The following is a 20,724-nucleotide window of genomic DNA, read 5'->3' on the forward strand; positions in this document are numbered from 1 at the left end:
TTATAACCCCAGCCTATCTCGGATTACATCAGCCATAACACGATTAATCTTATCTGTGTTTTCCGTTAAAGATTTTTCGGCAAACGGTCTAGCATCCATCTTTGTTGTTCCAAATTCAAGGAAATGAACACGATAACCAACTTCTTTATTTGGACCAATATTAGATTGATATTCACCATCTTTTTTCTGTATTTTCATTTCAATATTATCTTGAACGTGTGGATGTTTTTTACTACTACGATTAACGTTTTCTTCCATAGCTTCTTTTACAACATTGGCACCAGCTTGAACAGCATCTTTGCCTATTTTTTCACCTTGTACACCTAATCGTTGTAATTGAGCAATTAATTGGTCCATACCTAATATTTCAGCATTAGCCATTCATACCACCACGTTTCCACATGATAAGTAAAGTATGTTTTTCTGTAGGAATTACCGATATGATTTCATACATTTGTTCTTTATATTTAATATTCATATCAGAAGTCACATCTTCACGATAGCGAATTTCACTTTTACCTTGTATTTCACTATTCATAGCTGCCGCTTGAAAGTATTCTCTACCTTTTAGGAAGAGAAATGAGCCCCACACAGTAAACAGGTCATTGTATATTTCGATAGGTTCACCATCTGGACTTTTTGCATTTTCATCTTTCTTGAGAAATGTAAGTCGTTTGTTACGTTTAGCAAGAGTCATAACATTTCACCTTCATACTTCATTTGAATAATGTTACTTTGCAAAGAACGTTCTAGCTTGGCGTATGAATCTTGGTCGTATTGTAAAGCTACATAAATAATCACTGATAAACGGTATAATGCTGTATCTTTTTCTGGTATTCCAGCATTATTCAAAAATTCTTTTGCCGAATCAAGTAAAAGAGTAAGGTTTATATCATCCTCACTCCCATCGATTCGCAAATATCCTTTTACTTGTTCTAACATATCAGCACCTCACTTATGTTCCGGATGCAGACGTTGTAACTGACAATTCAGCACTTAGTGATGATTCCATTCCATTACTTCCAACAACTTTCACTTGATACTTATAAGTTGTACTTCCAGTTAATGCAGTATCTTTGTACGTAGCTGTTGTTGAAGTTCCTACTTTGTTTCCATTTCGGAACACTTGATATTCTTTAATTCCCCCGTCATACACAACAGGTGCCCAACTGATGCTTGCAGTTGTCACTGTAGTAGCATCAGTTTTTAATCCTGTTGGAGTTTGGGGTGGATTAGGGTGTAGTAACTACATTCGCAATACGAAATGCTGATTTTAGCTTAATTTTATGGTCAAACCATGCTGTTAAAACAAATAATTCAATACCTGTTTTTACATCCTTATCACGATCGTACAGCATTTGAGGATCATAGTTAAAGTGAGAGTATCGGAAATCACCAACAACAGGATTTACTGCTGCATCACAGAACTTAACTGGTTTTCCTAAAACTTGTTCTGGTTGAGCATTGTATAAAGCAGTACTACCATTAGCAAGTGTTTCGATAATGTCCATGTAATCTGCATATCGCATTTCAATGATTGCATTTTCACGGAAATCTTCGTGTAAATCTGCAACTGCCGCTTTAATAGCTTTATATAAATTTGCACCATTAACAGATTTAATACCAGCTTTATAGAATGACATGGATTCTTCACCAGTTTTAGGTGTTGTAGCGAATGCTACTTTCTTCTCTTTTGCTGCTAGACCACTTTCTAATGCTTGATCTATAGTTTGTACTAAGTTTGTATCTGTTGCTGTTAAGATAGTTTCTGAAATAGGAACAAAAACCTTAAATTTATTGCGACCAAATACTACAACATCACCTTCTGCTTTTAATTCTTTTGCTGTTTCTGTATCAGCAATAAAATTATCATCATCTAATGTGAATGTAACCTTAGGAATTTCAAGGTTAGTTACACTTGTAAATGTAGATGCTTCTCGTAATGGGTTTTTAACAAATGGTTCATGCAATAATTCATTTGTCATTGTACTCGGAAGAATCTTTTCTCCACCAGTAGAATTATTATTTCCAAGCGCTGCTCGTGCTTCTTGTGATAAAGATCCACCACGAATAGTAGCGCGGATTAATTCAGCCTTTGCTGCTGTTTTTCGCGCTTTTGGATCTTCGCTTTTTAATCCAGGAGCACTTTGATTGTGTTTAGCTTGTAAAGCTACTCGCTGTTCTTCTTCTTTTTCATCATGTTGTGCTTTTAACACTTCGAAACGTTCATTAAGCTCAGCTTTCATGCTCTTTAAATTTTGAACTTCAGTAATTGGTACACTTGGATCTGCTGCTTTTGCAACAATATCATTTTCAACTTGTACCAGCTGGTCACCTACAGTTTTTAAACTTGCTTTTAGTTCGTATAAATTCATTTAAATTCCTCCTAGAATTAGTTTCAATTTTTCACTACTTGCCTTTGATTCAGCAATAATTTGCTTTCTATATTCCTGTTCCTTAATATCATCTGATGCATTAGACTCACTTGTTTGATTTAATAAGTCTTTTGGTGTGTTTTTATATCGATTAAACATATCTTTATTCACACTTGCTGCAATTTCAGTTGCTGATTCAACAACATCACACAATCCGAAATCTAAGCATTCTTGAGCTGTCAACCATGTTTCATCATCCATTAGTTTAGTTAAATCTTCTTCTGAGATGTTGTCTCCTGCTTTTTGCATGTATGATTGTCTTATTGAAGTATTAACTTTATCTAACATATCTGCTGCTTCACGTAAATCGTTAGAATTACCAGCTGTAAATAACCAAGCATTATGAATCATCATCATTGCATTTGATGGCATTATAATAGTGTCAGCTGCCATTGCGATTACACTTGCAATAGAAGCTGCCAATCCATCAACATGTACGTTAACATGTGCTTTATGACGCTTTAGCATGTTATAAATTGCAACACCTTCAAATACATCGCCACCAGGAGAGTTAATATAAACATTAAGTGTGTTAATATCGCCCATATTATCTAACTCTTGTTTGAAACTCTTAGCTGAGTGAGCATAATAACCACCGCCCCAAGATGCAATTTCTACATATAAATAAAGATCTGCTGTATCATCTGTTTGATTCTTAAATTCCCAGAACTTTTTAATTTCCACCACCTCCCTTCGAGTCAGGCACTTTTTTGTTATTCCTTTCAGATACAGGTGTATCAATTGGATATAAATCACCACTAATAAGCAATGTATCCCCTCCTTTTTCTGGAGGTAATTCCTCATAAGCGCGCACTTCATTAGGCTTAAACCACCCTGAACGAATGCCTTTTAAGTAAAATTCTCCCCTAGTTTGTATATCTCCACGCAAAAGAGCGTTCACATTGAACTTAAATACAAGTCCTTGCGAACGCTCTTCATTAGAAAGAAGCTTTTTATTAAATTCTTGTTCATACATTCGAACAATTGGAACTAAAGTATTCTGTACGTATTCTAAAGATTGTTGTTCCATACTTGAAAAGTTTGTTCCACTGAAATCTCCAAGCATGTGAGGTGGTATATTATATACAGTTGCCACACGTGATCTTGTTATGCGTTCTACCTCAAATACTTTCGTATCAATAAAGTCACGAGTTATTTCTTTTAATTCTGCTCCATTATCTACTATAATTACGCCACTTCCGTTTGTAGAGTAAAAGCTTTTAAATGATTCTAGCATCGATTTTTTCTTATCATCACTTAAATTAGAAGCGATTTTCAATACAAATGATGCTTTAATCCCGTTTTCCATTTGAGCTAAACTAAATTCTTTTACTTGAGCATCATAATCAATGGAGTCTCGCAAAACATGAATTGGCTTAATACCTTTATAACCTAAAGTATGAATATGTTTTACATGAATCATATCCATATTATGGACATAATATATTTGGCCATCATCACCTCGTATTTCGTAATAAAGTTCCTTTGATTTTTCTTCCAATACTGGTTCTACTCTTGTAGGGTCTAAAATATCTAAGGCTTCAACTTGAAATCGATAATTATAGCGTTTTAAAGCATATGCATTACCTTCAATATCACGAAATACTTCCATTGTCCTTATAAAATCGAAACTTGTCATGTTAGGATTAGGTGATGTACTCATTAAATCTGCCATTCTATTATTTGTAATAGGATAAAAGTCTTGATATAGCTTCAATGGTAATGTAGCAAGTGAATTTGATAACCGAGAAACAGCAGCAAAAATAGTTTCGTTATTTGCTAAAATATCATGATTTTGCCAACTGCGTTTTCCATTAAGTTGGTTCCATTTTGTGAAATTTTCATCAGTAATCTTATTTCTACGAAAAACATTCTTTATTTTGTCCATAAAACTCATTTATTTCACCTCCTAATCATTAAAATTCCATACTTCAATAACAGGTTCAGATGATATCAATAACATTGCTCTTACATGTGCATTTATCATTGAAGCAATTGGATCTATTCTTTCTATAGATTTAGCTTTATCTAACATGATGTTACCGTTATGATCTTCTTTAGTAATTGCATTACCAGTTGCCCAATCTAAAACTGGATTGTTGTCATGAACAACATTTTTCGAGTACACTTCTTCTCGAAAATTCTTAGTTGGCTCACCTAAAGTGCCGATTCCTTGGCGAATTTCAATCATTGTGTACCCTTCTGCTTCTAAATCCTGTGCAAATTGGCTTGCATTCCATGGATCATAGCAAATTTCCTTTATAATAATTCCATGTTGTTGTTCTAAGTTTTTTATATATGATTTTATAAAATTGTAATCCACTACACTACCAGGTGTTGTCGTTATATATCCTTGTTCATGCCATAAATCGTAACGAACTTTATCTTTTTTCACTTTTTCTCTTAATGAATCTTCTGGCATAAAACTATGACTAAAAATGTTGTATTTATCAGCTTTTATGATGATTCCAAGTGATGTAAGGTCTATTTTTGCTGATAAATCGATCCCTAAAATGGCTTCTTGTCCTTCAAAATCTTCAATTTTAAGATTTTCGTTACCACAATCATTCCATTTAGACATGTCCATATAGCCATTGTCTTTCATATCAACCCATATATTCATATTCTTAGTAAGAAAACTTCGCATCTTTGTTTGGTCTTCAAGGGCCTCTTCCAGCTTTTCACGAATACTTTTTATACCTTCTTTATAAGTACAAACAATAGGATTAGCTTTCAGCCAATTTCGTTCGTCTTTAATGTCATCGCCTTTATCAAGCTCACAAATCATAACAAAATAGCTTTCATTTTGTGTTTGATGATCTTTATCAAGTATTCTAGATACATATTGATACTCAGAGAAACATGGGAATGATTTATTAAATCCAGCTGTTGTGATAATTACTAGTAGTGGGCTTTTACGAGAAATCATCCCTGAATCAAGAACATCATATATTTCTGATGTTTCGTGACAATGATACTCATCTAAAATTCCTAAACTAGGGTTACTACCATCACCTGTTTTACGTGCTTCTTTCGATAAAGGTTGAATAATTGATCCTGTTTTTGAATGCTTTATTTTCCCATATGCATCAGAGTATTTCCCTTTAAACAATTCAACTGGTGCTAATTGTAAATTAATTTCGGAGTATACTTTATCTGATTGGTCGCGTCCCCAACCAGCAATATAGCACTCTTCAACTTCCCCGGATAAGAATGTTGAATATGTAGCTATGATAGCCAACAACTGTGATTTTGCGTTTTTACGTGCTAATTGGATGTATGCTTTTCTGAAACGTCTTGAATCGTCTTCTTTCAACTTCCAACAAAAGATATTTCCACATACAAATAGTTGAAAATCAGTTAACTCGATAGGTTTCCCTGTTAATGTTCCTTTTGTATGCTTGAACATTTTAGCCCAAACATAAAAGTCTTCTAACTCATCTATATCAAAATGGTAAGGATACTCATCATTTTGAATTTTTTCTAAATCATTTAAAAACCTTTTACAAGCTGCGATATGTTTCTTACAAGCAATTATTTTCCCTTCAACGATGTCCAAAGAGTAGTTGTAAACACGATTAAAGAGCTCTTCGGCAGTAAATACGATCATAATCTAGATCCAAACTTCTTTTCTGCTGTTGTTTTAGGTTGTCCTTCTTCTTTTTTCGGAACAACTAACTTACATCGTGAAGTAATAGTTAAACCCAAATCACTTGCTGCTTGCCTACATTGTTTGAACAGCTTGTCTTGATTAACAAGTAAATCTGTATACACATCATTAGAAACGATATCTTCTACTGATTCGACTACATTACCGTCTTGATCTGTTTTAATGAATGTCTCCATTTTTGTCGGAGACGTATCTAATAACGTTTCTGTTACTTGCCAATACATTTTCTCAGACAATAAATAACGAGCTAGTGCATCGACATCAAGATTTGACATAATCCCGATTTCTACTAGCTCGTCAGAAATCTTCTTAAATTTTCTCCTTAAATCTTTTGGGAGGTAAGTCGGTGCTTTTATTTTGTCATTTGGTGCTTTTATTTCTTGCGACTTACGTTCCTCAACTTCTTGTTTGGTTAAATTTTTCTTACCTTTATAAACCAGCAAATCGATAGGTTGTCTCGGTCGTGCCATCTTCTTACCTCCTTTCAGATTTTTAGTTTAGGCAACTCCAACACCCGTTTTCTGAGATTTCATTTAGGGAATTTTCTCTGCGTAAAGCTGGGCACCGGTCTGGTGGGCAGCCTGTGTATAAATTTAAGGTAGGGGGGCTATAAATATTTGTATCTATAATTTTGAAACAACACTTTCCTCATTCAAAGTTTTATCATAAATACTCATTCTACAATCACTCATACCAAAGAAAAATAACTCATTACCATCATCTAACATCAAGCTTACTCCTTCTAATTCACCAACAAACTCTACCGCAACTATTGTTCTTCCTATTACATAGTTAGTTCCTTGTTTAGTATCGATGTGTTTAATGGTTATCCCTTCTTCCCATGTTCTTTGTTATGACATGCATTACATAAGCTTAAGAGATTATCCATATCTAATCGCTTTAACCAATCATCTTTAAGTTCATGTATATGATGAACCATATCAGCTGGCACTAGCTTACCATTAGATATACAGTGACGACATAAGTAGTTGTCTCTTAGTAGCACTTGCTCCCTTACCTTCACCCACGCTGTACTCTTATAGAACTGAGTAGCTTTACTATCTCGTTGATGCTTATCATAATACTTTGTTGCTTTCTTCTTATGTTTCTCGCAATAGCGATCTGTTGTTAGCTCTGCACATAATGGTTGTGCACATGGTTTCTTTGGCTTACTTGCCATAACACCACCTCATGATAATATCTTTATAAAATTAACTACAACTATTTAGTATTGTTTACCCACAATACCTCCACCAGAAAACAATATCGTTTCTTCAATTTCCAATGGATGATTATGCTGAATAACTTTTGTGTTAATTGGTTTTCCAATATCCTTATGTTCAATATGGACATATGTCTGTACAAACTTAGCTGTGTTAGTAGTCCAATCAAAACTTACTCTTATCTTCCCATTAACCTTCTCACCTTTGTAATACACATCTGGTGTAGTATCTATATCAGATAGTACGATTTGTAATAACGGGTCCTGTTTATCTTCTTTAACTTCAATATGTTGCACATACTTTGCAATATGAAACTTATCTACGAAAGCTCCATTACATTTCGGGCAAACTGTTATCTCTTTATAATCTTCTTTCGTCTCATGATGTACCTTGTCTTTATGACCACAGACTAAGCATTCAGCACAGTGATGGTATGCACATTTCATCTTCATCTCATTCCTCCTTAAATAATAAGAACTTACAATCGTGTATTGTTTCGTAATTAAATGCTATTTATCTTTTCATCTATTCAACTAACAACCATAGAAAATTGCTTATTTTCTATTGTCATGTATCACTTTGTATTTCATGTATTTGAACTTTAAATTGATTCGACTTTAGATGTCACTTATCTTTTATAAGTCAGTCGAACTATCCACTTCCTCAGCATTCACAATACACCACAGTAAGAACAATACATATCCGATTAATAATGTTAGCCAAATCATTTTTCTTCATCTTCTTCAATGATTTCGTAATCATACGATATTTCACTTCTTACGTATTCCTCAATCTCCAAATCTATCGTTTCAATGTTATCTACTTCAAATTCTTCATCAACACTAGTTCCAAACACATCTATAGTCACAAGAACTTTCATTCCAATCACCCCTTATCTTCTCTTAACAACAAATAAGACGCTAAACCGATAACGGCAGCGCCTATGATGATTGCTATTGTTTTAATCATTGTGTTTTTCTAGTAGCCCTAACTTGCTTTGTATGTTCAGAAATGAATATCCATGCGTAAATCCTACAATATTAATTCCAGATGCGTATTTATGTGATAAATCTTCATTATATGTTTTCTTGTAATACTCTAATTTAAAAGGAATATTATAATGGTCGTTTATAATTACTTCATCTTCTGGAAATCCTTCCATTCTTATAACAACAGCTACATACTCTATTCCTTCACTATTTGCTTCATTAAAACATTCTTCTAACCCTTCTAATGTTAAATCCATATACATTCCTCCTATTCAAATGTCCATTTTGTTCAATAAAAAAAGCACCCGTTATGGATGCTATGCTTTTGATTCTTCTTTTTTATTATTTTCATACCAACGAGACATTTCATCTAACTTACCAGAATAATGTTTAACTTCATGATATATCATTCCACACTGACAGTAATAAAAAGTGCTCATTTTACCATCGACTGAACCATCACTTTGCGGACTCATTTCAGAACTACATTTTTTACATAACATAATTCTCACTCCCTTTCTATCTACCATTTCGACAGAAAAGAGGAAATTCCTACAAACAAAAAAGCCATCACCGAAGTGACAGCTTAACTAGGGAATGGGAGAACTATTCACAGATCAAAGGGGAATATGAGTATGTGAAAATTCAATTTAAGCTCCTAGTATTCTAGATACTATCGAGCTTCTCCCAATCACTGATAAAATGTTCTACTTGGCAGCTCTGTCCACAACATTCAGTGACTGGAAGAAGAGCGAAAGCTCTCCATCTCGTTTAGACTAATAACATTATTTTACGTTTAAAACAAGTTTGAGAATGTGCGGTTCATTTAAACCACAACCTTCCCAATTGGCACAATTATAACGAAATCATCAGACCGAATAATGAAGTGTTTTGCAGCCACTTCATATGCATATGTGGTAAGTAGTTTCCGCTACCCCTCACTAATAATAGTGTACCATTAATTTATCAAGAGCAGTGTTGCACGTTTGTAGCACGATTGTAGCATTTGTTCATTTTGCTACTAACTCTACGAACATGTTGATAGCTGTACCCTGTTTCGTGAGCAATCTGCTTCAATGTCATTCCTAGAACATCTCGCATATATACAATCTGCTGCTCCAATCCTTTCTTCTTACTCATGACAAACTGTAATTCCCCCATAACAGACTGTTTATTAGCAATTTGTTCATGTAATAGCTGTGCCTTCTCAATAATCCGATCATGGTGTCCTGCAATCTCATCTAATGTTAGTGGTACCTGCCCACCCGTAACACGCTCTGCTGAGTAATCTACAACTCCATTAAATTTAGGAGCATTCATTTCCATGTTTTTCATCACGTATTTATGCTCAATCTCTAAATCTTTTAATTGAATCTTCATCATTTCAATTTCTTCACCTAAGTTTTGATAAAATGCTGTCATGTTATAAATCCCCCTATTTCTATTTTTGTTTTTTCACTTCCTGTAAGGTATGTGAAATTTTAATATCTTATTGTTGAATAAGGGAACACCACAAGCATACAGCCCCCATCATCTGCCTTGCGCTGCTCCGTCATCCATTTAAACTGCTAACCTATCAACATATTGCAAATAATCTACAGGTGCTCGTTCTGTCTGATCTACTAAGTATCCATAAATATCAAAATCTGCTCTTGGAATCGACTTCTTCCCTTTTGGCTGTTGTGACATCCTTACATATGATTGGATGACTGATAATGGAACTGCGAACACTGTCTTGTCTTTGCTAAATTCGATAAGGAAGAAACATACTGCTCCCATCTTCTCTGCTTTCTCCAAGTAATCAATTTGATGTTGCGCTATATTCTTTAAATCAAACCGTGTATTCTCTTTTGTTGACTTCGCTTCAAAAGCAATCGCTCGTCCCTTATACACTCCGTCATAATCGACAGTTGATTTTTCTTCAAAATACCCGTCTTTTACTCTGCCATACACTATTTTCAATACCTTCACAGGAGTAGGACGCTTGTTTATAAGCGCCACTCCTTCTCTTTGATACATTTCATTTGATAGATTGATAAGTTTCTCAAATGCCATTCCTCTGTTTCCTAATCCCATATAATTACCTCCATTATGTTTTAAAAGGGGTCCCGCCAGCATTTTGGAAAAAAACCACGTTAAGCAAATTTCGACATAAAAATAAACAATTTTAACAACGTTAAGGCTGCTTAATGCAGCACAATGTCATTTGTGTTGCATTAGAACTAAAAAAGACTAATACAAATGGGTGTTAACGCAACACAATTTATCGAAATGATCTAATTTCGAATACAACACAATTTAAATTAGCGTTAAAATGGCTCGAAAATCCTTAGCGTGGTTTTTTTCCGTTTTGCGGTCTGTACCACTAAAATGAAATTTTTGTATTAAATCACCTGTAATACTTGCTGCAAATTATTAATCCGTTCATTAGCTGCAGCACAATATTCTTCTGAAATCTCAAACCCTATAAAGTTACGATTGGTATTTATAGCAGCTACTGCAGTTGCCCCTGATCCGATACAATTATCAAGAACAATATTACCTTCGTTTGTGTAACTCTTAATCAACCATTCAAACAATTCGACAGGTTTTTGAGTTGGATGAATCCGTTCCTTTGAATCATTATTTACTACTGGTATATCAATAATTGAGTTTGGATAACGATCAGTTTGTCCGCCTCCACTCACTAATTTAGTATTTCCGTAATTTGTTCCGTCTGCAGAACGTTTAGTATATTGATTAACTGGCTTATGGCCCGTTGTTTTCTGCGGATTATACGTAGGTAACTTTTTATAGAAAACTAAAATGTACTCATGACTTCGCAAAGGCATTTTCTTAGCATTTAAAAATCCTGTGCTTTTGTTTTTCTTCCAAATTAAGTCGTATCTGAATAGTTTAGGGTTACTTGCAATCAACTGCGCTGCAAATGGCTGTGTAGCTGTTAAAACAATGGCTCCATTATCTTTAATTATCCGTTCGTATTGGTCCCACATTTCATTAAAAGGAATAACCACGTCCCATTTATTTTGCGTTACTCCATATGGTAAATCACATAAAATCATGTCTATCGATTTACTCTGCAGAAGTTTCATCCCTTCCAAGCAATCCATGTTATGAATTTGATTTATCACGAGCAGCCCTCCTTCCTACTAAAATAGCGTTTTTGTTTAATTTTGATTCTGCGCTTTAATCACTTCTAATGCACCCTTACAAATCGCCATTGGTGCAGTTTCAGCAAACACCATTTTGACATCACCAGGAACAAATACATGCACTTGATATTTTGGTTTTAAGTCGGTTTTTGTTACTTTCACGTCATACTCCAACTTCTCAACTACTTGCCATGCATCCTGTATCTTCTCAGTTGGTTTAAATACGTTTAAGTTATCTTTTTCAAGAATTCCAACATCATCAACCCACTTACCATCGCAAAGTGTTCCATTATCGTAATACTCAGTTACACCATCAATAGCAACTGCAACTTTCCAACCCATGATTTTTTCTGCAATTAAAATATTTAGTTCTCTATTCTCCATTTTCCATTCCCCTTTTCGATTAAAATAAAATAACGCTTTGGTTTAGTTTTGATTTTTCACTTCTTCTTTCGCTTCTTCTATACAATCATCGCAATACAGTTCTTCGTTTACTATTTCTCCTTCATCTGCAAACCTATAACAAATTGCACATTCAAACATCCAACCATGTTTTATCATTTCCCTCATAGGCACTTTTTTCGTATCAGAAAACTTATCAAAATGTGGTTGACGTTCTGCTACAATATCTTCAAAATATCCACTCATTCCGTAAGCATCGCTTTTTAGAATTGCTTCTTTCTCGTTTTCAGCAAAAACCATTTGATGTTGCTTTTCATCTTCATCTTGTCCTGTTTTATCACAAACATGAAATGCTAACATTACTTATTCCCACTCCTTTTCTTAATAAAATTCAAATTCAGTATTACTTTGTGTCTACACGTTCTATACTTGCTTTCTTACTAAATCCATTAGGATATCTTTTAGCTAATTTTGCGATATTCATTTCAGCTATATCTTGTAATGTGTATCCCATTTCATAGGCCATAATAGAAACATAGTACATAATGTCTCCTAACTCTAAAGCAAGATTATGAGTGTTTCCGTATTCTTCACCAGGGCAATGAGCTGGATCAAATCCATGCCCGTGATAAATTGCTTTTTTAACAATATCTGCAACTTCCCCAGCTTCTCCTGTAATTCCTAAAGCAGCATTTGAAATACGACGATCAAAATCATTTTTTGTATTCCAAGTACGTAATGTTGATTCCTGATATTCATTTAACTGACATACTGTATTTTTCATTATTGTTCCGCTCCTTATAAGTAACTTCTTATTTTATTTTTTCGATTTACAAGTTCTTGCAATAGACTTTCTGACTTCTTTTTCTCGCTTTCCATCATAATTAAATGATATTTAATGTTATTAATATCGCTTTGCACCTTTTCTAACTCTGATTCAAGTTGCACTTTTGTTATTTGCTTCATGCAATCCCTCCTACAGTCCTAATACTTCCATGATCTTGCCAACGTTCTCATCAAAACCAAACAATATTTCTCCATTATCTAATTGGAAAGTAGGTAAAGTTTTAATACCTTTTTCAATAGCTTCGTTTTTATAACATATTTGTTCATCTATGTTTTTCTCAATTAGTTCTAATTCAATCTCAGAAGGAAGACTACTCAACATAGCTTTCGCTCTCATGCATTTTGAACAAGTGTTTCCAGTGTATATAACGATCTTAGTTGCCATTTTCTTCAGTCTCCTTTGCTTCCGCTAATAATTGAGTTACTTCGTAAGTGCCATGCTCTGTATATTTCATTGTTCTTCCTCCTCGTGATCTGCTAAAATATCTTCCAAACCAATTGCCGCTCCTTCTAACGTGTTCCATTGTCCGCGGTGGAATCCTGCTAATCCTAAATCACCTTGTCCAAACGCTTCATCCGCTTGTTTCCTGCTCTCGATTGCTGATTCATGTAAACCTTTTATATACTCTTCAATCGCTTCTCTCATTCCCCTTTACCTCCCTGTAATAGCTCTGGATTCTCAAACACATTACCGAGTACTTCGACCTCTGCCCCATCTTGGAACAACAGCCAACCATCATTTCCTTCTACATTCTCAACCATCCAAGATCCATCAATGAATTTCACAATTCCTATGTCATCCATTTCAAATCCTGGAATAACACCTACGATATGGACAATGTCTTTTTCGAAAATCTCAGTTCCGTTTTGGTCTTTAAATCCTGTGTATTGCATCCAACCGCTGAAAATATCATTATCTTCGTTATCATCCAACACACTTAATTTGTATATCCCTTTCACTTTGTCCCAATCAATCATTTCTTTCGCCATCTTCTGATAAAGCCTAAACTTCATCTCCCTCATTCTCCCCATCTCCTTTGATTAATTCGAATAGCTCCTGCTCACTCATTTCATAAAGCTGCCGTCCTGTGCCATCTTCCTTGTAAATACCTTTATGTAGTAGGACGTTGATGTATATTTGTTTCATGTCCATTCATTACCGCATACCTTTCTCGTATTCTCTCTTAATGTCCCGGATCAGCATAATTTCCTTTGGGCCCACTTCATTACCTAGCGAATCCACTTTCCTTGCATGAACCTCGCTAAAACTCGTCACACGCGTTACAGCGATATACTCTCCTGTTTTCTTGTTTGTCCAGAAACCTCTTAATGTTGCCCGTTCCTTCGGTGTCATGGCTTGTCCTCCTAGTTGATTTGCTTCTTTTTCTGCCCACGTTTATCCAATGGCTTTGTTGCCGCTTCAAACTCACCCATACCTCTGTTTATTCTTGTTAGAAATGTGTTTTCACTAATACCGTTACTTTCAGCTAAAATCTTTAATTCTTTGAATCTGTTAGGTTTAATGGTAGCTGCATCTTCCGGCAACCACCCTTTTTTAAGTCTCAATCTAAACGTTCCTTCTGATATTCCATTTTTTTGCGCAATTATAATCATCTTTCTTATTTCTTGATTCTTAACCGGTTTTCCAAGTTCAGAAATTGCTCTTTTAAGTGACCATCCGCTTTGATTAATACGCGCATAAACCATTCTTTTTGTTATTCCAAGTTTGAGTGCTTTTTCTAAATCTTCTTCCGTTGGCACTTCACAATAATCACTCATTCCACTATCCACCTTTTAAGACGTTTTCTTTTTCCTTCCACGTTTACCTAACTCTTTTGTTGCTGCATCATATGGTGTAAATCCTTTTCTAATCCTTATCAAGAATGTTGTTTCACTGATTCCATTTCGCTGCGCTAGCAAAAGCATTTCTTTTCTATCTGATAACCTTTTACTTGTTGAAGGCTTTGTTATAGCTTTTTTTAGTGTCCATCCGTCTAACAATCGTCTGTCCACATTTGCTTTAAGTAGTCCAATTTTCAAAGCTGCATCATAATCTTCTTGCGTTGGTACTTCACTCAAGTAGATGTTTTGCATGAAATCACCTCAATCCATCTCCATAATTTCTTTCAAAGTTTTATCTGAAATGTAAATGTTATTAATAAGTATTTTCCCGTATTTCTTCCTTGCCGCGCTTATTGCCGCGCCCTTGACTTCCGCTTCAAACCAACGTAATTTTTGTTTTTCATCTTTATCGAAGAAATCAACTGCGAATGTCTTAATAACAGGTTCTTTTGCTAGAAATTTCTCTGCCGTGCTAGTTGCTGTATAGTCGAAAGTTCCAAGTATGTCTTCGAACGATAATTGACTTTGCATACTTACACACCCCCATTTTGAATATCTTTCATATCTCTGAGTTGTAATTTGAGAATATTTATAATTTCAATTGTGCTGTTATAAGCGTTCTTCCACCTCATACATAACGCTTCTGCTCGCGCTTCTTTCTTACGACATTTACTTACTGCTAATTCAACTTTCATGTCTCGTTCTTTTGCTGTGCCTTCTTTATTTGACAGGAATAATTTTGCTATTGTTTCTTTGCGTTCAACCTCAGCCATCTTCCATTCACTTAAAGATGCCGCATGAAGCAATCCTATGATTGAGAGTATTTCGCCATGGTATTTTAATTTTTGTATCAAGTCACCAGGTAAACTATCGTCTAACTCAGCTACTTTACTATATAAACATTTCAGTTTGTTCTCTTCGTTAGCCATTACTTATGCTCCTAGACCCATTGACCGCGCTACGATCTTGTTCTTATCTGCTTGGTCTAGTATAAGAACCGCGATTTCTAGTTGATGTCTTCCCATCTGCTTCGCTATTTCAATGATACTTTCTCCGTTCTTCCACATATCTTTGAACTGAATGACCTCTCTCTCATCAAAGACAAGGTTTGCTTCTTCCAATGCAACATACAAATTACGACGCGATTGTTTCATGTACTTTCTTTGTTGTGCTGCTATCGTATAATCTTCTTTCTGCAAATCTTCTATGAGCTTCGGCATCCCATGTTCCCTCCTTTTGCATTTGACAAGCAATTTCTAAATTTTTCATTAATACTTGGCGGTGCTGATCAAGTTCCTCGCGGCTTCGCTCACCTGCCGCGCAAGAGCAAGGATATTTACCGTACATTCCGAATCCAACATTATTAGTGATAACTCCAGTTCCGTTACATGTACACATTAAGAAGCACCTCCAAATTTTTGTAGCCGTTGTTTCGCAATCTCTCTTCTATAACTAGTTGCTTTGTTTTCTACAGTTAGACTTGTTTCAACCATCCTGTCATAAGAACGTTTACCAATTTGGTTTTGTAATTCTTTTGGTTGTAAATTACTTGTATACAGTGTTGGCATTTCTTTTCTATATCGACCATCTATAATATTAAAAATCTTTTCTTCTACCCACTCAGTCGCTTTCTCTGCTCCGATATCATCAAGAATGAGTAAGTCGCATTCTAAAAGCGCTCGCATGATCTGCGCTTCATTCTCTTTGTTATCGTTGTTAAATGTACTTCTAATGCGCTGTAATAATTCAGGTACACTCTGAAATACAGTTATGTACCCTTTACTAGTTAACTCATTCGCAATAGATGCCGCTAAATGAGTTTTTCCGTTCCCTGGTTCACCCCAAATCATCAGAGACTCACCTTTCCAGTCATCAAACGTTTTTACATATTGATCAGAAATCTTATAAGCTGTTTCAGATCCATTTCTTTCTAAGAACGATTCGAATGTACTCCTTGCAAAACGATCACCTAAGTTGTTAATGCTGAACAACTTTTCAATTTCTTTTTTCTTAGCAAAATTTTGATATTCACGTACTTTTGCTTCTTCTCGCTCAACCACACATTCACAAGTAGGAAGGACCTTGTTTTTTATTCGTAATGTTGGTACCTCAACTACAATTGCTTTAATGAACGTATTGCAATGTTCGCACGTATAACCTTCTGTTTCTTCATCACAAGCCGATGTATTCAAAATCTTGGTCATCACTCTTCCTATTGCTTCCATTTGGTTTCGCTCCTTTTTTACGTTTGTATTCCGCTTCTAAAGCTTCCGCATCTTTTACAGTTTTCACGTTACTGTTAGACCACTGTTTTAAAATGCCCTCAGCATAATTCCATTTTTTTTGTTGTTTTAATGCTCGTTCCATCGCTGCTATAACGAGTTCTTCACTTGTATCTTTAATCCACTGATCAATACTATCTGCCATGAATGGATTTAATTGACCAATATTATTTTCATAGAAGGAGAAGGGGTTACTACTACTACTTCTTGTTAAATTAGTATTGTTAAGATTAGTATTGTTAGTGTTTCCCTCAGACACTACCCCTAGTTTCCCTTGGATACTACCCTGGTTTCTCTGGGACACTACCACTGGTTTCTGAGAGACACTAGGTGTCTGAAGAACATGGTAAATGTTAGACAAATTATTTCCTTGATCGTCCTTCCTATTAACCTTTTGTATATACCCTTTTTCTTCTAATGATTTAATGCACTGAACAATTTTCTTTCTTCCACAACCAACTTTTTCACTTAATGTTGTCAATGACGGGAATGCTGACTGTGTATCCTTATTTGCATGTCTTACAATTACCGCATATGCCTTAAACTCATAAACATCTAAGTCGCAGTTATCAATTGCATCGTTCTCTATCATGAAAAATCCGCGTCTCTTATCAATAAAATTCATTTAGTCCACCTTCTTCATCCAACATTCATACCGAACATATTCTTCCATGCCAGCGAATGTGTAACCGCCTTTGATATTTTTATTTTCGTTATATAAAAAGTCTTTTTTATTCTTGTATATCCGCTCGATTGGCTTTACACAGTCAAAACCGCGTTTCTCTAAATCTCTTATAGCTGAAATCATTTCTTTCATTGATCCTCTTCTAATTCTGATAGGCATCAAATCAATCACTCCGTTCGCAGATTGCTAATCGATTTTGTATATCAATGTCTAGCAAATTGTAGTTTTGATAGTTCTTTTTTAAATAACATAAAACTAATTCATTAAGATTTTGGCGTGATGTTGCTATTTCGAACATCGTAGCTGCTATCAAAACGTTATGAATCTCTCTTTGTTCGAACATAACTATTCCTCCAATTGTTTTAATGAATTATTTTTGATATAATGGAGCTATCGAAAAAATTAATTGCTGTTTTATCGGCTATCACCGTGCTGGGTGGTAGCTTTTTTTATACATAATATTTGTTAAGTGTCTTATAAAAATGGAACATTCCTGCTTTCTTTAATTTCGAAACACGATCAGCTAGTGCTTTTTCTGTTTTGCCTAAAGCAAATGCTATTGCTTGCTTATCATCAAAATCATAAAATTTACAAAGGTATTCCAAATCTTCTTCAGTAAAAGGTAACTTGTGCGAAAAATGGAAACCTGGATGATATTTCATTCGACCATGATTGTCGTATTGAAACTCCAATGTATTTTCCTCCTTTCTGATGCTTTGCACATCGAAACATCCAGGAACATTAGTAAATGAGTAGATGTGGTGGGGAACACACCTCCGAATAGGTTTTTTTCGTTCCTGGACATTTCGACAAGCAAATGCTTGTCCTATTTCAGTAATACTTCAAGTACTTCTTTACCGCACCGTAAATGCTCTTCATGCCACCTTTCCATTCCGTGCCGATCACCACGAAGTTCAGCAATCAATTCTTTCAGCGCATACTGTGACATACATTCATTTCGTGTTTCTATGAATTGTTTACGATCTATTACACTCATTACTTTCCCTCCCTAGTTAACCGTTTGATAGGCTTGTCCAACAAATAAACAACTACTCCTATTAGTGGAAAAAGCAGGCCGATTATTAAATTTTCATCCATCGTATTCACTCCTATTAATATCGATTTTTTTGATATTCTTAGGTGCTAGATTGCTTGGTTGTTATTTTCTTTCTTCAATCGATCTATGATGTAAGCTTGTCCTTTTGGTGTTACGTATGTTGTTGTCCAAGTGAATGCTTCACCATTAGGTTTTTGCTTAACGCCTTGATTAACTTCAAATAATTCTCTTTCGCATGCTTTTTGTGTTGGCTCAGTTGAGTTTTTAAACATCAATTCCCATTCGCGCAACTTTTCAAATAATCGCTTCTGCCCTATTTTGATTCCCTGTTTCATAGCAAGTTTTGCAACTTCACCAACTTTTAGTGTTTGATCAGATTGCATACATGCTTCTGCAAATGTTACAAGTGGTTGTTGTTGTACGATTTGTCGTTGAGCTGCTGCAAGTTTTTCTTTTTCTTCTTTTAATTTAGTGAGAAGACCAATCGCAAAGTCCGGATTAGTTACTGCTTGTTCCAAGACTTGATCTGTCATGTATGCTCCGTGTTTTCTAATAGAAGGGATAACTTCGTGAGTAACCCATTTTTTAAATTCTTTAGCTTGTGGTTTTTTTGACATGAACACTAAGTTGTAAAGACCATACTCGTTAACGTGAATCAAATTTTGTTTCCCACCAGGGGTGTCATTTGAAATGACGTCCTTTTCTTCTGCATCTAATCTCGAAGTTGCTTGGCGACTATTGTTTATTTCTAAGATGTCGCATACATCTTTTGCTACAAACCAAACATCTTCACCTTGCACTACTGTTCGAACCTGTCCAAACTCTTCATTGTTGAAAACTTGTAATTGATTCATTTTCTTCTCCCCTTATTCTTTTTTCGAGACGTCTCTTTTAGAGACCCCTTTGACAAAAAAATATTATTTTATCAAATCATCAATAGTTACTTCATAAAGATTTGCTAACAAAGACATTCTATGTAGATTAGGTTCACGCTTCCCAGTTTCAACTTGAGAATATGAATGCCTTCTTGTGTAGCCTATTGTTTTTGCTACTTCGTCTTGTGTGAAACCTTTAGAAAGTCTAAGCTCTCTCATCTTTTCAATGTTTAATTTCATTCGGTATCACCCTTTGTTCGTTTCGTTGTTTTGAGTATAACATAGTGGTCTCTTTTTGAGAACCCCTAATTTTAAAAAACATGAAACTTTTTTTAAATTGATGTTATCTTATTAAAAAGTGTTGTCATTTTGAGAACATTTTTGTTAAATTTAATTATAAGGGAAGTTTTTATATCATTAGTAAGCTTATAATTACTAATAATTAATAAGGGGATAAAAAAATGGATTACAAACTAATTAGTAGACGAGTTAAAGAAATAAGGACAGATATATTAAAAATGAGCCAAAGGGAATTCGCTGAAGCTTTAGGAATGCAAAGTAGATCAGCGGTATCGATGTGGGAGAATGAAGAAAGCGAAAAATGCCCATCTAAAAAGATGAGCCTGGAGATCGCTAGAATATCAAACGTTTCAGTATCTTACATTCTTGGTGAATCTGATGAAAAAGACCCTAAAATTACAGCTAAAGACGAACTTGAAGATCTTATGTTGCAAATAAGAACAAAAAACCCAGAAAAACAAAAAGAACTATTGGAAATAATACGAAACCTTGTTAAAATATCAGGCGATTGATAGCTCTAGATGCTACCAATCGCTTCTTTTATTTTCAATAACATTTCATATGATATTGAGTCCCCTGTGTGTGCTGCACTCACAATACCACTTAACTCCGTTTTAATTTCTGTTTCTACACTTTCAACTTGTACTTTCTCCATCCCCAACACCCTCCATTTTTTTGTAATTTATTACCATATATTCTGTTTTTTTATAATTTAAGAAAAACAGAATATCCCCAAAAACTACGAATGCGACCACCCATAAAGGATGACCGCATTTTAATCTATTGTATATTTAATTTTATTATATAATTAAATCTTACCATCCACCTGGATCTACATTCATTCGTTGTATGACTGGTTTAGGTGCATCTTGACTAGATTCTATTTGATTATCAGTGGCGAAATTAAACATTCCTGTTATTAATAAAATAGGTAAAAGCACTAAAAATTTATTCAATTATTTCACC

At 34.8% G+C, this 20,724-nt stretch carries 40 protein-coding genes and 2 pseudogenes; 1 reads left to right on the top strand and 41 read right to left on the bottom strand.

Features of this window, described 5'->3' with window-relative positions:
• The 39 genes and pseudogenes from MR076_RS22910 to MR076_RS23100 form a co-directional block, all read right to left on the bottom strand.
• The gene (locus MR076_RS22910) at positions 1-381 is read right to left on the bottom strand and encodes an HK97-gp10 family putative phage morphogenesis protein (RefSeq protein WP_242224471.1); all 381 of its coding nucleotides are present in this window, start codon (positions 379-381) and stop codon (positions 1-3) included.
• On the bottom strand, positions 374-697 hold the full coding sequence (locus MR076_RS22915) for a phage head closure protein (protein ID WP_242224473.1): 324 nt from the start codon (positions 695-697) through the stop codon (positions 374-376). Before MR076_RS22915 ends, MR076_RS22910 begins: the two co-directional genes overlap by 8 nt.
• Positions 694-942 (bottom strand): head-tail connector protein, encoded by a 249-nt coding sequence (locus MR076_RS22920; protein ID WP_242224475.1) that lies wholly within the window; start codon positions 940-942, stop codon positions 694-696. Before MR076_RS22920 ends, MR076_RS22915 begins: the two co-directional genes overlap by 4 nt.
• 13 nt (positions 943-955) lie before the next feature.
• Positions 956-1,210 (bottom strand): annotated as a pseudogene (locus MR076_RS22925) (fibronectin type III domain-containing protein); the annotation flags it as partial.
• 22 nt (positions 1,211-1,232) lie between these two features.
• Positions 1,233-2,375, bottom strand: coding sequence for a phage major capsid protein (locus MR076_RS22930; protein ID WP_242224480.1), 1,143 nt, complete (start codon positions 2,373-2,375; stop codon positions 1,233-1,235).
• On the bottom strand, positions 2,376-3,122 hold the full coding sequence (locus MR076_RS22935) for a head maturation protease, ClpP-related (RefSeq protein WP_242224482.1): 747 nt from the start codon (positions 3,120-3,122) through the stop codon (positions 2,376-2,378). It abuts the gene before it with no gap.
• Entirely contained in the window at positions 3,109-4,332 is a 1,224-nt protein-coding gene (locus MR076_RS22940; protein ID WP_242224483.1) for a phage portal protein, read from the bottom strand. The genes MR076_RS22935 and MR076_RS22940 overlap by 14 nt, the downstream gene beginning before the upstream one ends.
• A 12-nt stretch (positions 4,333-4,344) precedes the next feature.
• On the bottom strand, positions 4,345-6,045 hold the full coding sequence (locus MR076_RS22945) for a terminase large subunit (protein WP_242224488.1): 1,701 nt from the start codon (positions 6,043-6,045) through the stop codon (positions 4,345-4,347).
• Entirely contained in the window at positions 6,042-6,575 is a 534-nt protein-coding gene (locus MR076_RS22950) for a phage terminase small subunit P27 family (RefSeq protein WP_242224490.1), read from the bottom strand. The genes MR076_RS22945 and MR076_RS22950 overlap by 4 nt, the downstream gene beginning before the upstream one ends.
• Before the next feature lie 356 nt (positions 6,576-6,931).
• Complete coding sequence (locus MR076_RS22955) at positions 6,932-7,285, bottom strand: HNH endonuclease (protein WP_242224492.1); 354 nt, start codon at positions 7,283-7,285, stop codon at positions 6,932-6,934.
• A gap of 45 nt (positions 7,286-7,330) precedes the next feature.
• Complete coding sequence (locus MR076_RS22960; protein ID WP_242224494.1) at positions 7,331-7,780, bottom strand: hypothetical protein; 450 nt, start codon at positions 7,778-7,780, stop codon at positions 7,331-7,333.
• Between the two features lie 272 nt (positions 7,781-8,052).
• Positions 8,053-8,208, bottom strand: a complete 156-nt coding sequence (locus MR076_RS22965; protein WP_242224497.1) for a hypothetical protein — start codon at positions 8,206-8,208, stop codon at positions 8,053-8,055.
• 81 nt (positions 8,209-8,289) lie between these two features.
• Entirely contained in the window at positions 8,290-8,574 is a 285-nt protein-coding gene (locus tag MR076_RS22970) for a hypothetical protein (RefSeq protein ID WP_242224498.1), read from the bottom strand.
• A gap of 60 nt (positions 8,575-8,634) precedes the next feature.
• A complete protein-coding gene (locus tag MR076_RS22975) occupies positions 8,635-8,820 on the bottom strand; it encodes a hypothetical protein (protein ID WP_242224501.1) in 186 nt (61 codons plus the stop codon).
• Positions 8,821-9,283: 463 nt separating this feature from the next.
• Entirely contained in the window at positions 9,284-9,739 is a 456-nt protein-coding gene (locus MR076_RS22980) for an RNA polymerase sigma factor sigma-70 region 4 domain-containing protein (protein ID WP_242224504.1), read from the bottom strand.
• 153 nt (positions 9,740-9,892) lie between these two features.
• Positions 9,893-10,393, bottom strand: a pseudogene (recU, locus tag MR076_RS22985) (Holliday junction resolvase RecU); the annotation flags it as partial.
• 308 nt (positions 10,394-10,701) lie between these two features.
• Complete coding sequence (locus tag MR076_RS22990; protein WP_242224507.1) at positions 10,702-11,409, bottom strand: DNA-methyltransferase; 708 nt, start codon at positions 11,407-11,409, stop codon at positions 10,702-10,704.
• 75 nt (positions 11,410-11,484) lie between these two features.
• A complete protein-coding gene (locus MR076_RS22995; RefSeq protein WP_242224510.1) occupies positions 11,485-11,853 on the bottom strand; it encodes a BC1872 family protein in 369 nt (122 codons plus the stop codon).
• Positions 11,854-11,895: 42 nt separating this feature from the next.
• Positions 11,896-12,231, bottom strand: a complete 336-nt coding sequence (locus tag MR076_RS23000) for a hypothetical protein (RefSeq protein WP_242224511.1) — start codon at positions 12,229-12,231, stop codon at positions 11,896-11,898.
• Between the two features lie 43 nt (positions 12,232-12,274).
• Positions 12,275-12,655, bottom strand: coding sequence for a nucleoside triphosphate pyrophosphohydrolase family protein (locus tag MR076_RS23005; protein ID WP_277928584.1), 381 nt, complete (start codon positions 12,653-12,655; stop codon positions 12,275-12,277).
• Between the two features lie 14 nt (positions 12,656-12,669).
• Entirely contained in the window at positions 12,670-12,837 is a 168-nt protein-coding gene (locus tag MR076_RS23010; RefSeq protein WP_242224512.1) for a hypothetical protein, read from the bottom strand.
• Between the two features lie 10 nt (positions 12,838-12,847).
• Complete coding sequence (locus tag MR076_RS23015; RefSeq protein ID WP_242224515.1) at positions 12,848-13,102, bottom strand: glutaredoxin family protein; 255 nt, start codon at positions 13,100-13,102, stop codon at positions 12,848-12,850.
• A gap of 66 nt (positions 13,103-13,168) precedes the next feature.
• Positions 13,169-13,363, bottom strand: a complete 195-nt coding sequence (locus MR076_RS23020) for a glyoxalase (protein WP_242224516.1) — start codon at positions 13,361-13,363, stop codon at positions 13,169-13,171.
• Positions 13,360-13,731: a YopX family protein gene (locus tag MR076_RS23025; protein ID WP_242224519.1), complete on the bottom strand. Its 372-nt coding sequence runs from the start codon at positions 13,729-13,731 to the stop codon at positions 13,360-13,362. Before MR076_RS23025 ends, MR076_RS23020 begins: the two co-directional genes overlap by 4 nt.
• A complete protein-coding gene (locus MR076_RS23030; RefSeq protein WP_242224522.1) occupies positions 13,721-13,870 on the bottom strand; it encodes a Fur-regulated basic protein FbpA in 150 nt (49 codons plus the stop codon). The genes MR076_RS23025 and MR076_RS23030 overlap by 11 nt, the downstream gene beginning before the upstream one ends.
• Before the next feature lie 3 nt (positions 13,871-13,873).
• Positions 13,874-14,071: a hypothetical protein gene (locus MR076_RS23035; RefSeq protein WP_242224524.1), complete on the bottom strand. Its 198-nt coding sequence runs from the start codon at positions 14,069-14,071 to the stop codon at positions 13,874-13,876.
• Positions 14,072-14,082: 11 nt separating this feature from the next.
• Complete coding sequence (locus tag MR076_RS23040; RefSeq protein ID WP_242224526.1) at positions 14,083-14,496, bottom strand: hypothetical protein; 414 nt, start codon at positions 14,494-14,496, stop codon at positions 14,083-14,085.
• A 15-nt stretch (positions 14,497-14,511) separates the two neighbouring features.
• Entirely contained in the window at positions 14,512-14,811 is a 300-nt protein-coding gene (locus tag MR076_RS23045; RefSeq protein ID WP_242224528.1) for a hypothetical protein, read from the bottom strand.
• A gap of 9 nt (positions 14,812-14,820) precedes the next feature.
• Positions 14,821-15,090 carry a hypothetical protein gene (locus MR076_RS23050; RefSeq protein ID WP_242224531.1) on the bottom strand — a complete coding sequence of 90 codons (270 nt, stop codon included), beginning with the start codon at positions 15,088-15,090 and terminating at the stop codon, positions 14,821-14,823.
• Positions 15,091-15,092: 2 nt separating this feature from the next.
• On the bottom strand, positions 15,093-15,488 hold the full coding sequence (locus MR076_RS23055; RefSeq protein WP_242224533.1) for a hypothetical protein: 396 nt from the start codon (positions 15,486-15,488) through the stop codon (positions 15,093-15,095).
• Positions 15,489-15,491: 3 nt separating this feature from the next.
• Positions 15,492-15,779 carry a helix-turn-helix domain-containing protein gene (locus MR076_RS23060; protein WP_242224535.1) on the bottom strand — a complete coding sequence of 96 codons (288 nt, stop codon included), beginning with the start codon at positions 15,777-15,779 and terminating at the stop codon, positions 15,492-15,494.
• Positions 15,694-15,957, bottom strand: coding sequence for a hypothetical protein (locus MR076_RS23065; RefSeq protein ID WP_242224536.1), 264 nt, complete (start codon positions 15,955-15,957; stop codon positions 15,694-15,696). The genes MR076_RS23060 and MR076_RS23065 overlap by 86 nt, the downstream gene beginning before the upstream one ends.
• A complete protein-coding gene (locus tag MR076_RS23070) occupies positions 15,957-16,784 on the bottom strand; it encodes an ATP-binding protein (protein WP_242224538.1) in 828 nt (275 codons plus the stop codon). Before MR076_RS23070 ends, MR076_RS23065 begins: the two co-directional genes overlap by 1 nt.
• Positions 16,732-17,466 (bottom strand): DnaD domain protein, encoded by a 735-nt coding sequence (locus MR076_RS23075; protein ID WP_242224540.1) that lies wholly within the window; start codon positions 17,464-17,466, stop codon positions 16,732-16,734. Before MR076_RS23075 ends, MR076_RS23070 begins: the two co-directional genes overlap by 53 nt.
• The gene (locus MR076_RS23080; protein WP_242224542.1) at positions 17,467-17,658 is read right to left on the bottom strand and encodes a hypothetical protein; all 192 of its coding nucleotides are present in this window, start codon (positions 17,656-17,658) and stop codon (positions 17,467-17,469) included. It abuts the gene before it with no gap.
• A 317-nt stretch (positions 17,659-17,975) separates the two neighbouring features.
• Positions 17,976-18,218 (bottom strand): DNA-entry nuclease, encoded by a 243-nt coding sequence (locus MR076_RS23085; protein WP_242224543.1) that lies wholly within the window; start codon positions 18,216-18,218, stop codon positions 17,976-17,978.
• A gap of 134 nt (positions 18,219-18,352) precedes the next feature.
• Entirely contained in the window at positions 18,353-18,523 is a 171-nt protein-coding gene (locus MR076_RS23090) for a hypothetical protein (protein WP_242224545.1), read from the bottom strand.
• 146 nt (positions 18,524-18,669) lie between these two features.
• Positions 18,670-19,437 (bottom strand): BRO family protein, encoded by a 768-nt coding sequence (locus tag MR076_RS23095; protein WP_242224548.1) that lies wholly within the window; start codon positions 19,435-19,437, stop codon positions 18,670-18,672.
• Between the two features lie 63 nt (positions 19,438-19,500).
• A complete protein-coding gene (locus MR076_RS23100) occupies positions 19,501-19,698 on the bottom strand; it encodes a helix-turn-helix transcriptional regulator (protein WP_242224550.1) in 198 nt (65 codons plus the stop codon).
• Between the two features lie 221 nt (positions 19,699-19,919).
• Between MR076_RS23100 and MR076_RS23105 the strand changes: the two genes are divergently transcribed.
• Positions 19,920-20,270: a helix-turn-helix domain-containing protein gene (locus MR076_RS23105; protein ID WP_242224552.1), complete on the top strand. Its 351-nt coding sequence runs from the start codon at positions 19,920-19,922 to the stop codon at positions 20,268-20,270.
• A gap of 5 nt (positions 20,271-20,275) precedes the next feature.
• On the opposite strand, the gene MR076_RS23110 is transcribed toward MR076_RS23105, so the two are convergent.
• Positions 20,276-20,413 (bottom strand): hypothetical protein, encoded by a 138-nt coding sequence (locus MR076_RS23110; protein WP_242224554.1) that lies wholly within the window; start codon positions 20,411-20,413, stop codon positions 20,276-20,278.
• A gap of 160 nt (positions 20,414-20,573) precedes the next feature.
• On the bottom strand, positions 20,574-20,714 hold the full coding sequence (locus tag MR076_RS23115; RefSeq protein ID WP_242224556.1) for a complement C1q protein: 141 nt from the start codon (positions 20,712-20,714) through the stop codon (positions 20,574-20,576).
• Between the last annotated feature and the right edge of the window lie 10 nt (positions 20,715-20,724).

Origin of the sequence: Bacillus cereus group sp. BfR-BA-01380, from assembly GCF_022663535.1 — a bacterium.
Classification (GTDB): Bacteria; Bacillota; Bacilli; order Bacillales; family Bacillaceae_G; genus Bacillus_A; species Bacillus_A cereus_BB.

What these genes read in the sequence shown, in the direction of transcription:
- MR076_RS22945 (WP_242224488.1), bottom strand. Translation starts at nt 6,045, where the DNA reads ATGATCGTATTTACTGCCGAAGAGCTCTTTAATCGTGTTTACAACTAC.
- MR076_RS22995 (WP_242224510.1), bottom strand. Translation starts at nt 11,853, where the DNA reads ATGGAGAATAGAGAACTAAATATTTTAATTGCAGAAAAAATCATGGGT.
- MR076_RS22910 (WP_242224471.1), bottom strand. Translation starts at nt 381, where the DNA reads ATGGCTAATGCTGAAATATTAGGTATGGACCAATTAATTGCTCAATTA.
- MR076_RS23030 (WP_242224522.1), bottom strand. Translation starts at nt 13,870, where the DNA reads ATGGACATGAAACAAATATACATCAACGTCCTACTACATAAAGGTATT.
- MR076_RS23035 (WP_242224524.1), bottom strand. Translation starts at nt 14,071, where the DNA reads ATGACACCGAAGGAACGGGCAACATTAAGAGGTTTCTGGACAAACAAG.
- MR076_RS22980 (WP_242224504.1), bottom strand. Translation starts at nt 9,739, where the DNA reads ATGACAGCATTTTATCAAAACTTAGGTGAAGAAATTGAAATGATGAAG.
- MR076_RS22930 (WP_242224480.1), bottom strand. Translation starts at nt 2,375, where the DNA reads ATGAATTTATACGAACTAAAAGCAAGTTTAAAAACTGTAGGTGACCAG.
- MR076_RS23000 (WP_242224511.1), bottom strand. Translation starts at nt 12,231, where the DNA reads ATGTTAGCATTTCATGTTTGTGATAAAACAGGACAAGATGAAGATGAA.
- MR076_RS23045 (WP_242224528.1), bottom strand. Translation starts at nt 14,811, where the DNA reads ATGCAAAACATCTACTTGAGTGAAGTACCAACGCAAGAAGATTATGAT.
- MR076_RS22965 (WP_242224497.1), bottom strand. Translation starts at nt 8,208, where the DNA reads ATGAAAGTTCTTGTGACTATAGATGTGTTTGGAACTAGTGTTGATGAA.
- MR076_RS23005 (WP_277928584.1), bottom strand. Translation starts at nt 12,655, where the DNA reads ATGAAAAATACAGTATGTCAGTTAAATGAATATCAGGAATCAACATTA.
- MR076_RS23090 (WP_242224545.1), bottom strand. Translation starts at nt 18,523, where the DNA reads ATGAGTGTAATAGATCGTAAACAATTCATAGAAACACGAAATGAATGT.
- MR076_RS23075 (WP_242224540.1), bottom strand. Translation starts at nt 17,466, where the DNA reads ATGAATTTTATTGATAAGAGACGCGGATTTTTCATGATAGAGAACGAT.
- MR076_RS23010 (WP_242224512.1), bottom strand. Translation starts at nt 12,837, where the DNA reads ATGAAGCAAATAACAAAAGTGCAACTTGAATCAGAGTTAGAAAAGGTG.
- MR076_RS22915 (WP_242224473.1), bottom strand. Translation starts at nt 697, where the DNA reads ATGACTCTTGCTAAACGTAACAAACGACTTACATTTCTCAAGAAAGAT.
- MR076_RS23100 (WP_242224550.1), bottom strand. Translation starts at nt 19,698, where the DNA reads ATGAAATTAAACATTGAAAAGATGAGAGAGCTTAGACTTTCTAAAGGT.
- MR076_RS22970 (WP_242224498.1), bottom strand. Translation starts at nt 8,574, where the DNA reads ATGGATTTAACATTAGAAGGGTTAGAAGAATGTTTTAATGAAGCAAAT.
- MR076_RS23050 (WP_242224531.1), bottom strand. Translation starts at nt 15,090, where the DNA reads ATGCAAAGTCAATTATCGTTCGAAGACATACTTGGAACTTTCGACTAT.
- MR076_RS22975 (WP_242224501.1), bottom strand. Translation starts at nt 8,820, where the DNA reads ATGTTATGTAAAAAATGTAGTTCTGAAATGAGTCCGCAAAGTGATGGT.
- MR076_RS22960 (WP_242224494.1), bottom strand. Translation starts at nt 7,780, where the DNA reads ATGAAGATGAAATGTGCATACCATCACTGTGCTGAATGCTTAGTCTGT.
- MR076_RS22920 (WP_242224475.1), bottom strand. Translation starts at nt 942, where the DNA reads ATGTTAGAACAAGTAAAAGGATATTTGCGAATCGATGGGAGTGAGGAT.
- MR076_RS23060 (WP_242224535.1), bottom strand. Translation starts at nt 15,779, where the DNA reads ATGCCGAAGCTCATAGAAGATTTGCAGAAAGAAGATTATACGATAGCA.
- MR076_RS22955 (WP_242224492.1), bottom strand. Translation starts at nt 7,285, where the DNA reads ATGGCAAGTAAGCCAAAGAAACCATGTGCACAACCATTATGTGCAGAG.
- MR076_RS22990 (WP_242224507.1), bottom strand. Translation starts at nt 11,409, where the DNA reads ATGAAACTTCTGCAGAGTAAATCGATAGACATGATTTTATGTGATTTA.
- MR076_RS23070 (WP_242224538.1), bottom strand. Translation starts at nt 16,784, where the DNA reads ATGGAAGCAATAGGAAGAGTGATGACCAAGATTTTGAATACATCGGCT.
- MR076_RS23105 (WP_242224552.1), top strand. Translation starts at nt 19,920, where the DNA reads ATGGATTACAAACTAATTAGTAGACGAGTTAAAGAAATAAGGACAGAT.
- MR076_RS23020 (WP_242224516.1), bottom strand. Translation starts at nt 13,363, where the DNA reads ATGAGAGAAGCGATTGAAGAGTATATAAAAGGTTTACATGAATCAGCA.
- MR076_RS23055 (WP_242224533.1), bottom strand. Translation starts at nt 15,488, where the DNA reads ATGGCTAACGAAGAGAACAAACTGAAATGTTTATATAGTAAAGTAGCT.
- MR076_RS23040 (WP_242224526.1), bottom strand. Translation starts at nt 14,496, where the DNA reads ATGAGTGATTATTGTGAAGTGCCAACGGAAGAAGATTTAGAAAAAGCA.
- MR076_RS23080 (WP_242224542.1), bottom strand. Translation starts at nt 17,658, where the DNA reads ATGAAAGAAATGATTTCAGCTATAAGAGATTTAGAGAAACGCGGTTTT.
- MR076_RS22940 (WP_242224483.1), bottom strand. Translation starts at nt 4,332, where the DNA reads ATGAGTTTTATGGACAAAATAAAGAATGTTTTTCGTAGAAATAAGATT.
- MR076_RS23110 (WP_242224554.1), bottom strand. Translation starts at nt 20,413, where the DNA reads ATGGAGAAAGTACAAGTTGAAAGTGTAGAAACAGAAATTAAAACGGAG.
- MR076_RS23015 (WP_242224515.1), bottom strand. Translation starts at nt 13,102, where the DNA reads ATGGCAACTAAGATCGTTATATACACTGGAAACACTTGTTCAAAATGC.
- MR076_RS23095 (WP_242224548.1), bottom strand. Translation starts at nt 19,437, where the DNA reads ATGAATCAATTACAAGTTTTCAACAATGAAGAGTTTGGACAGGTTCGA.
- MR076_RS23025 (WP_242224519.1), bottom strand. Translation starts at nt 13,731, where the DNA reads ATGAAGTTTAGGCTTTATCAGAAGATGGCGAAAGAAATGATTGATTGG.
- MR076_RS22950 (WP_242224490.1), bottom strand. Translation starts at nt 6,575, where the DNA reads ATGGCACGACCGAGACAACCTATCGATTTGCTGGTTTATAAAGGTAAG.
- MR076_RS23065 (WP_242224536.1), bottom strand. Translation starts at nt 15,957, where the DNA reads ATGTGTACATGTAACGGAACTGGAGTTATCACTAATAATGTTGGATTC.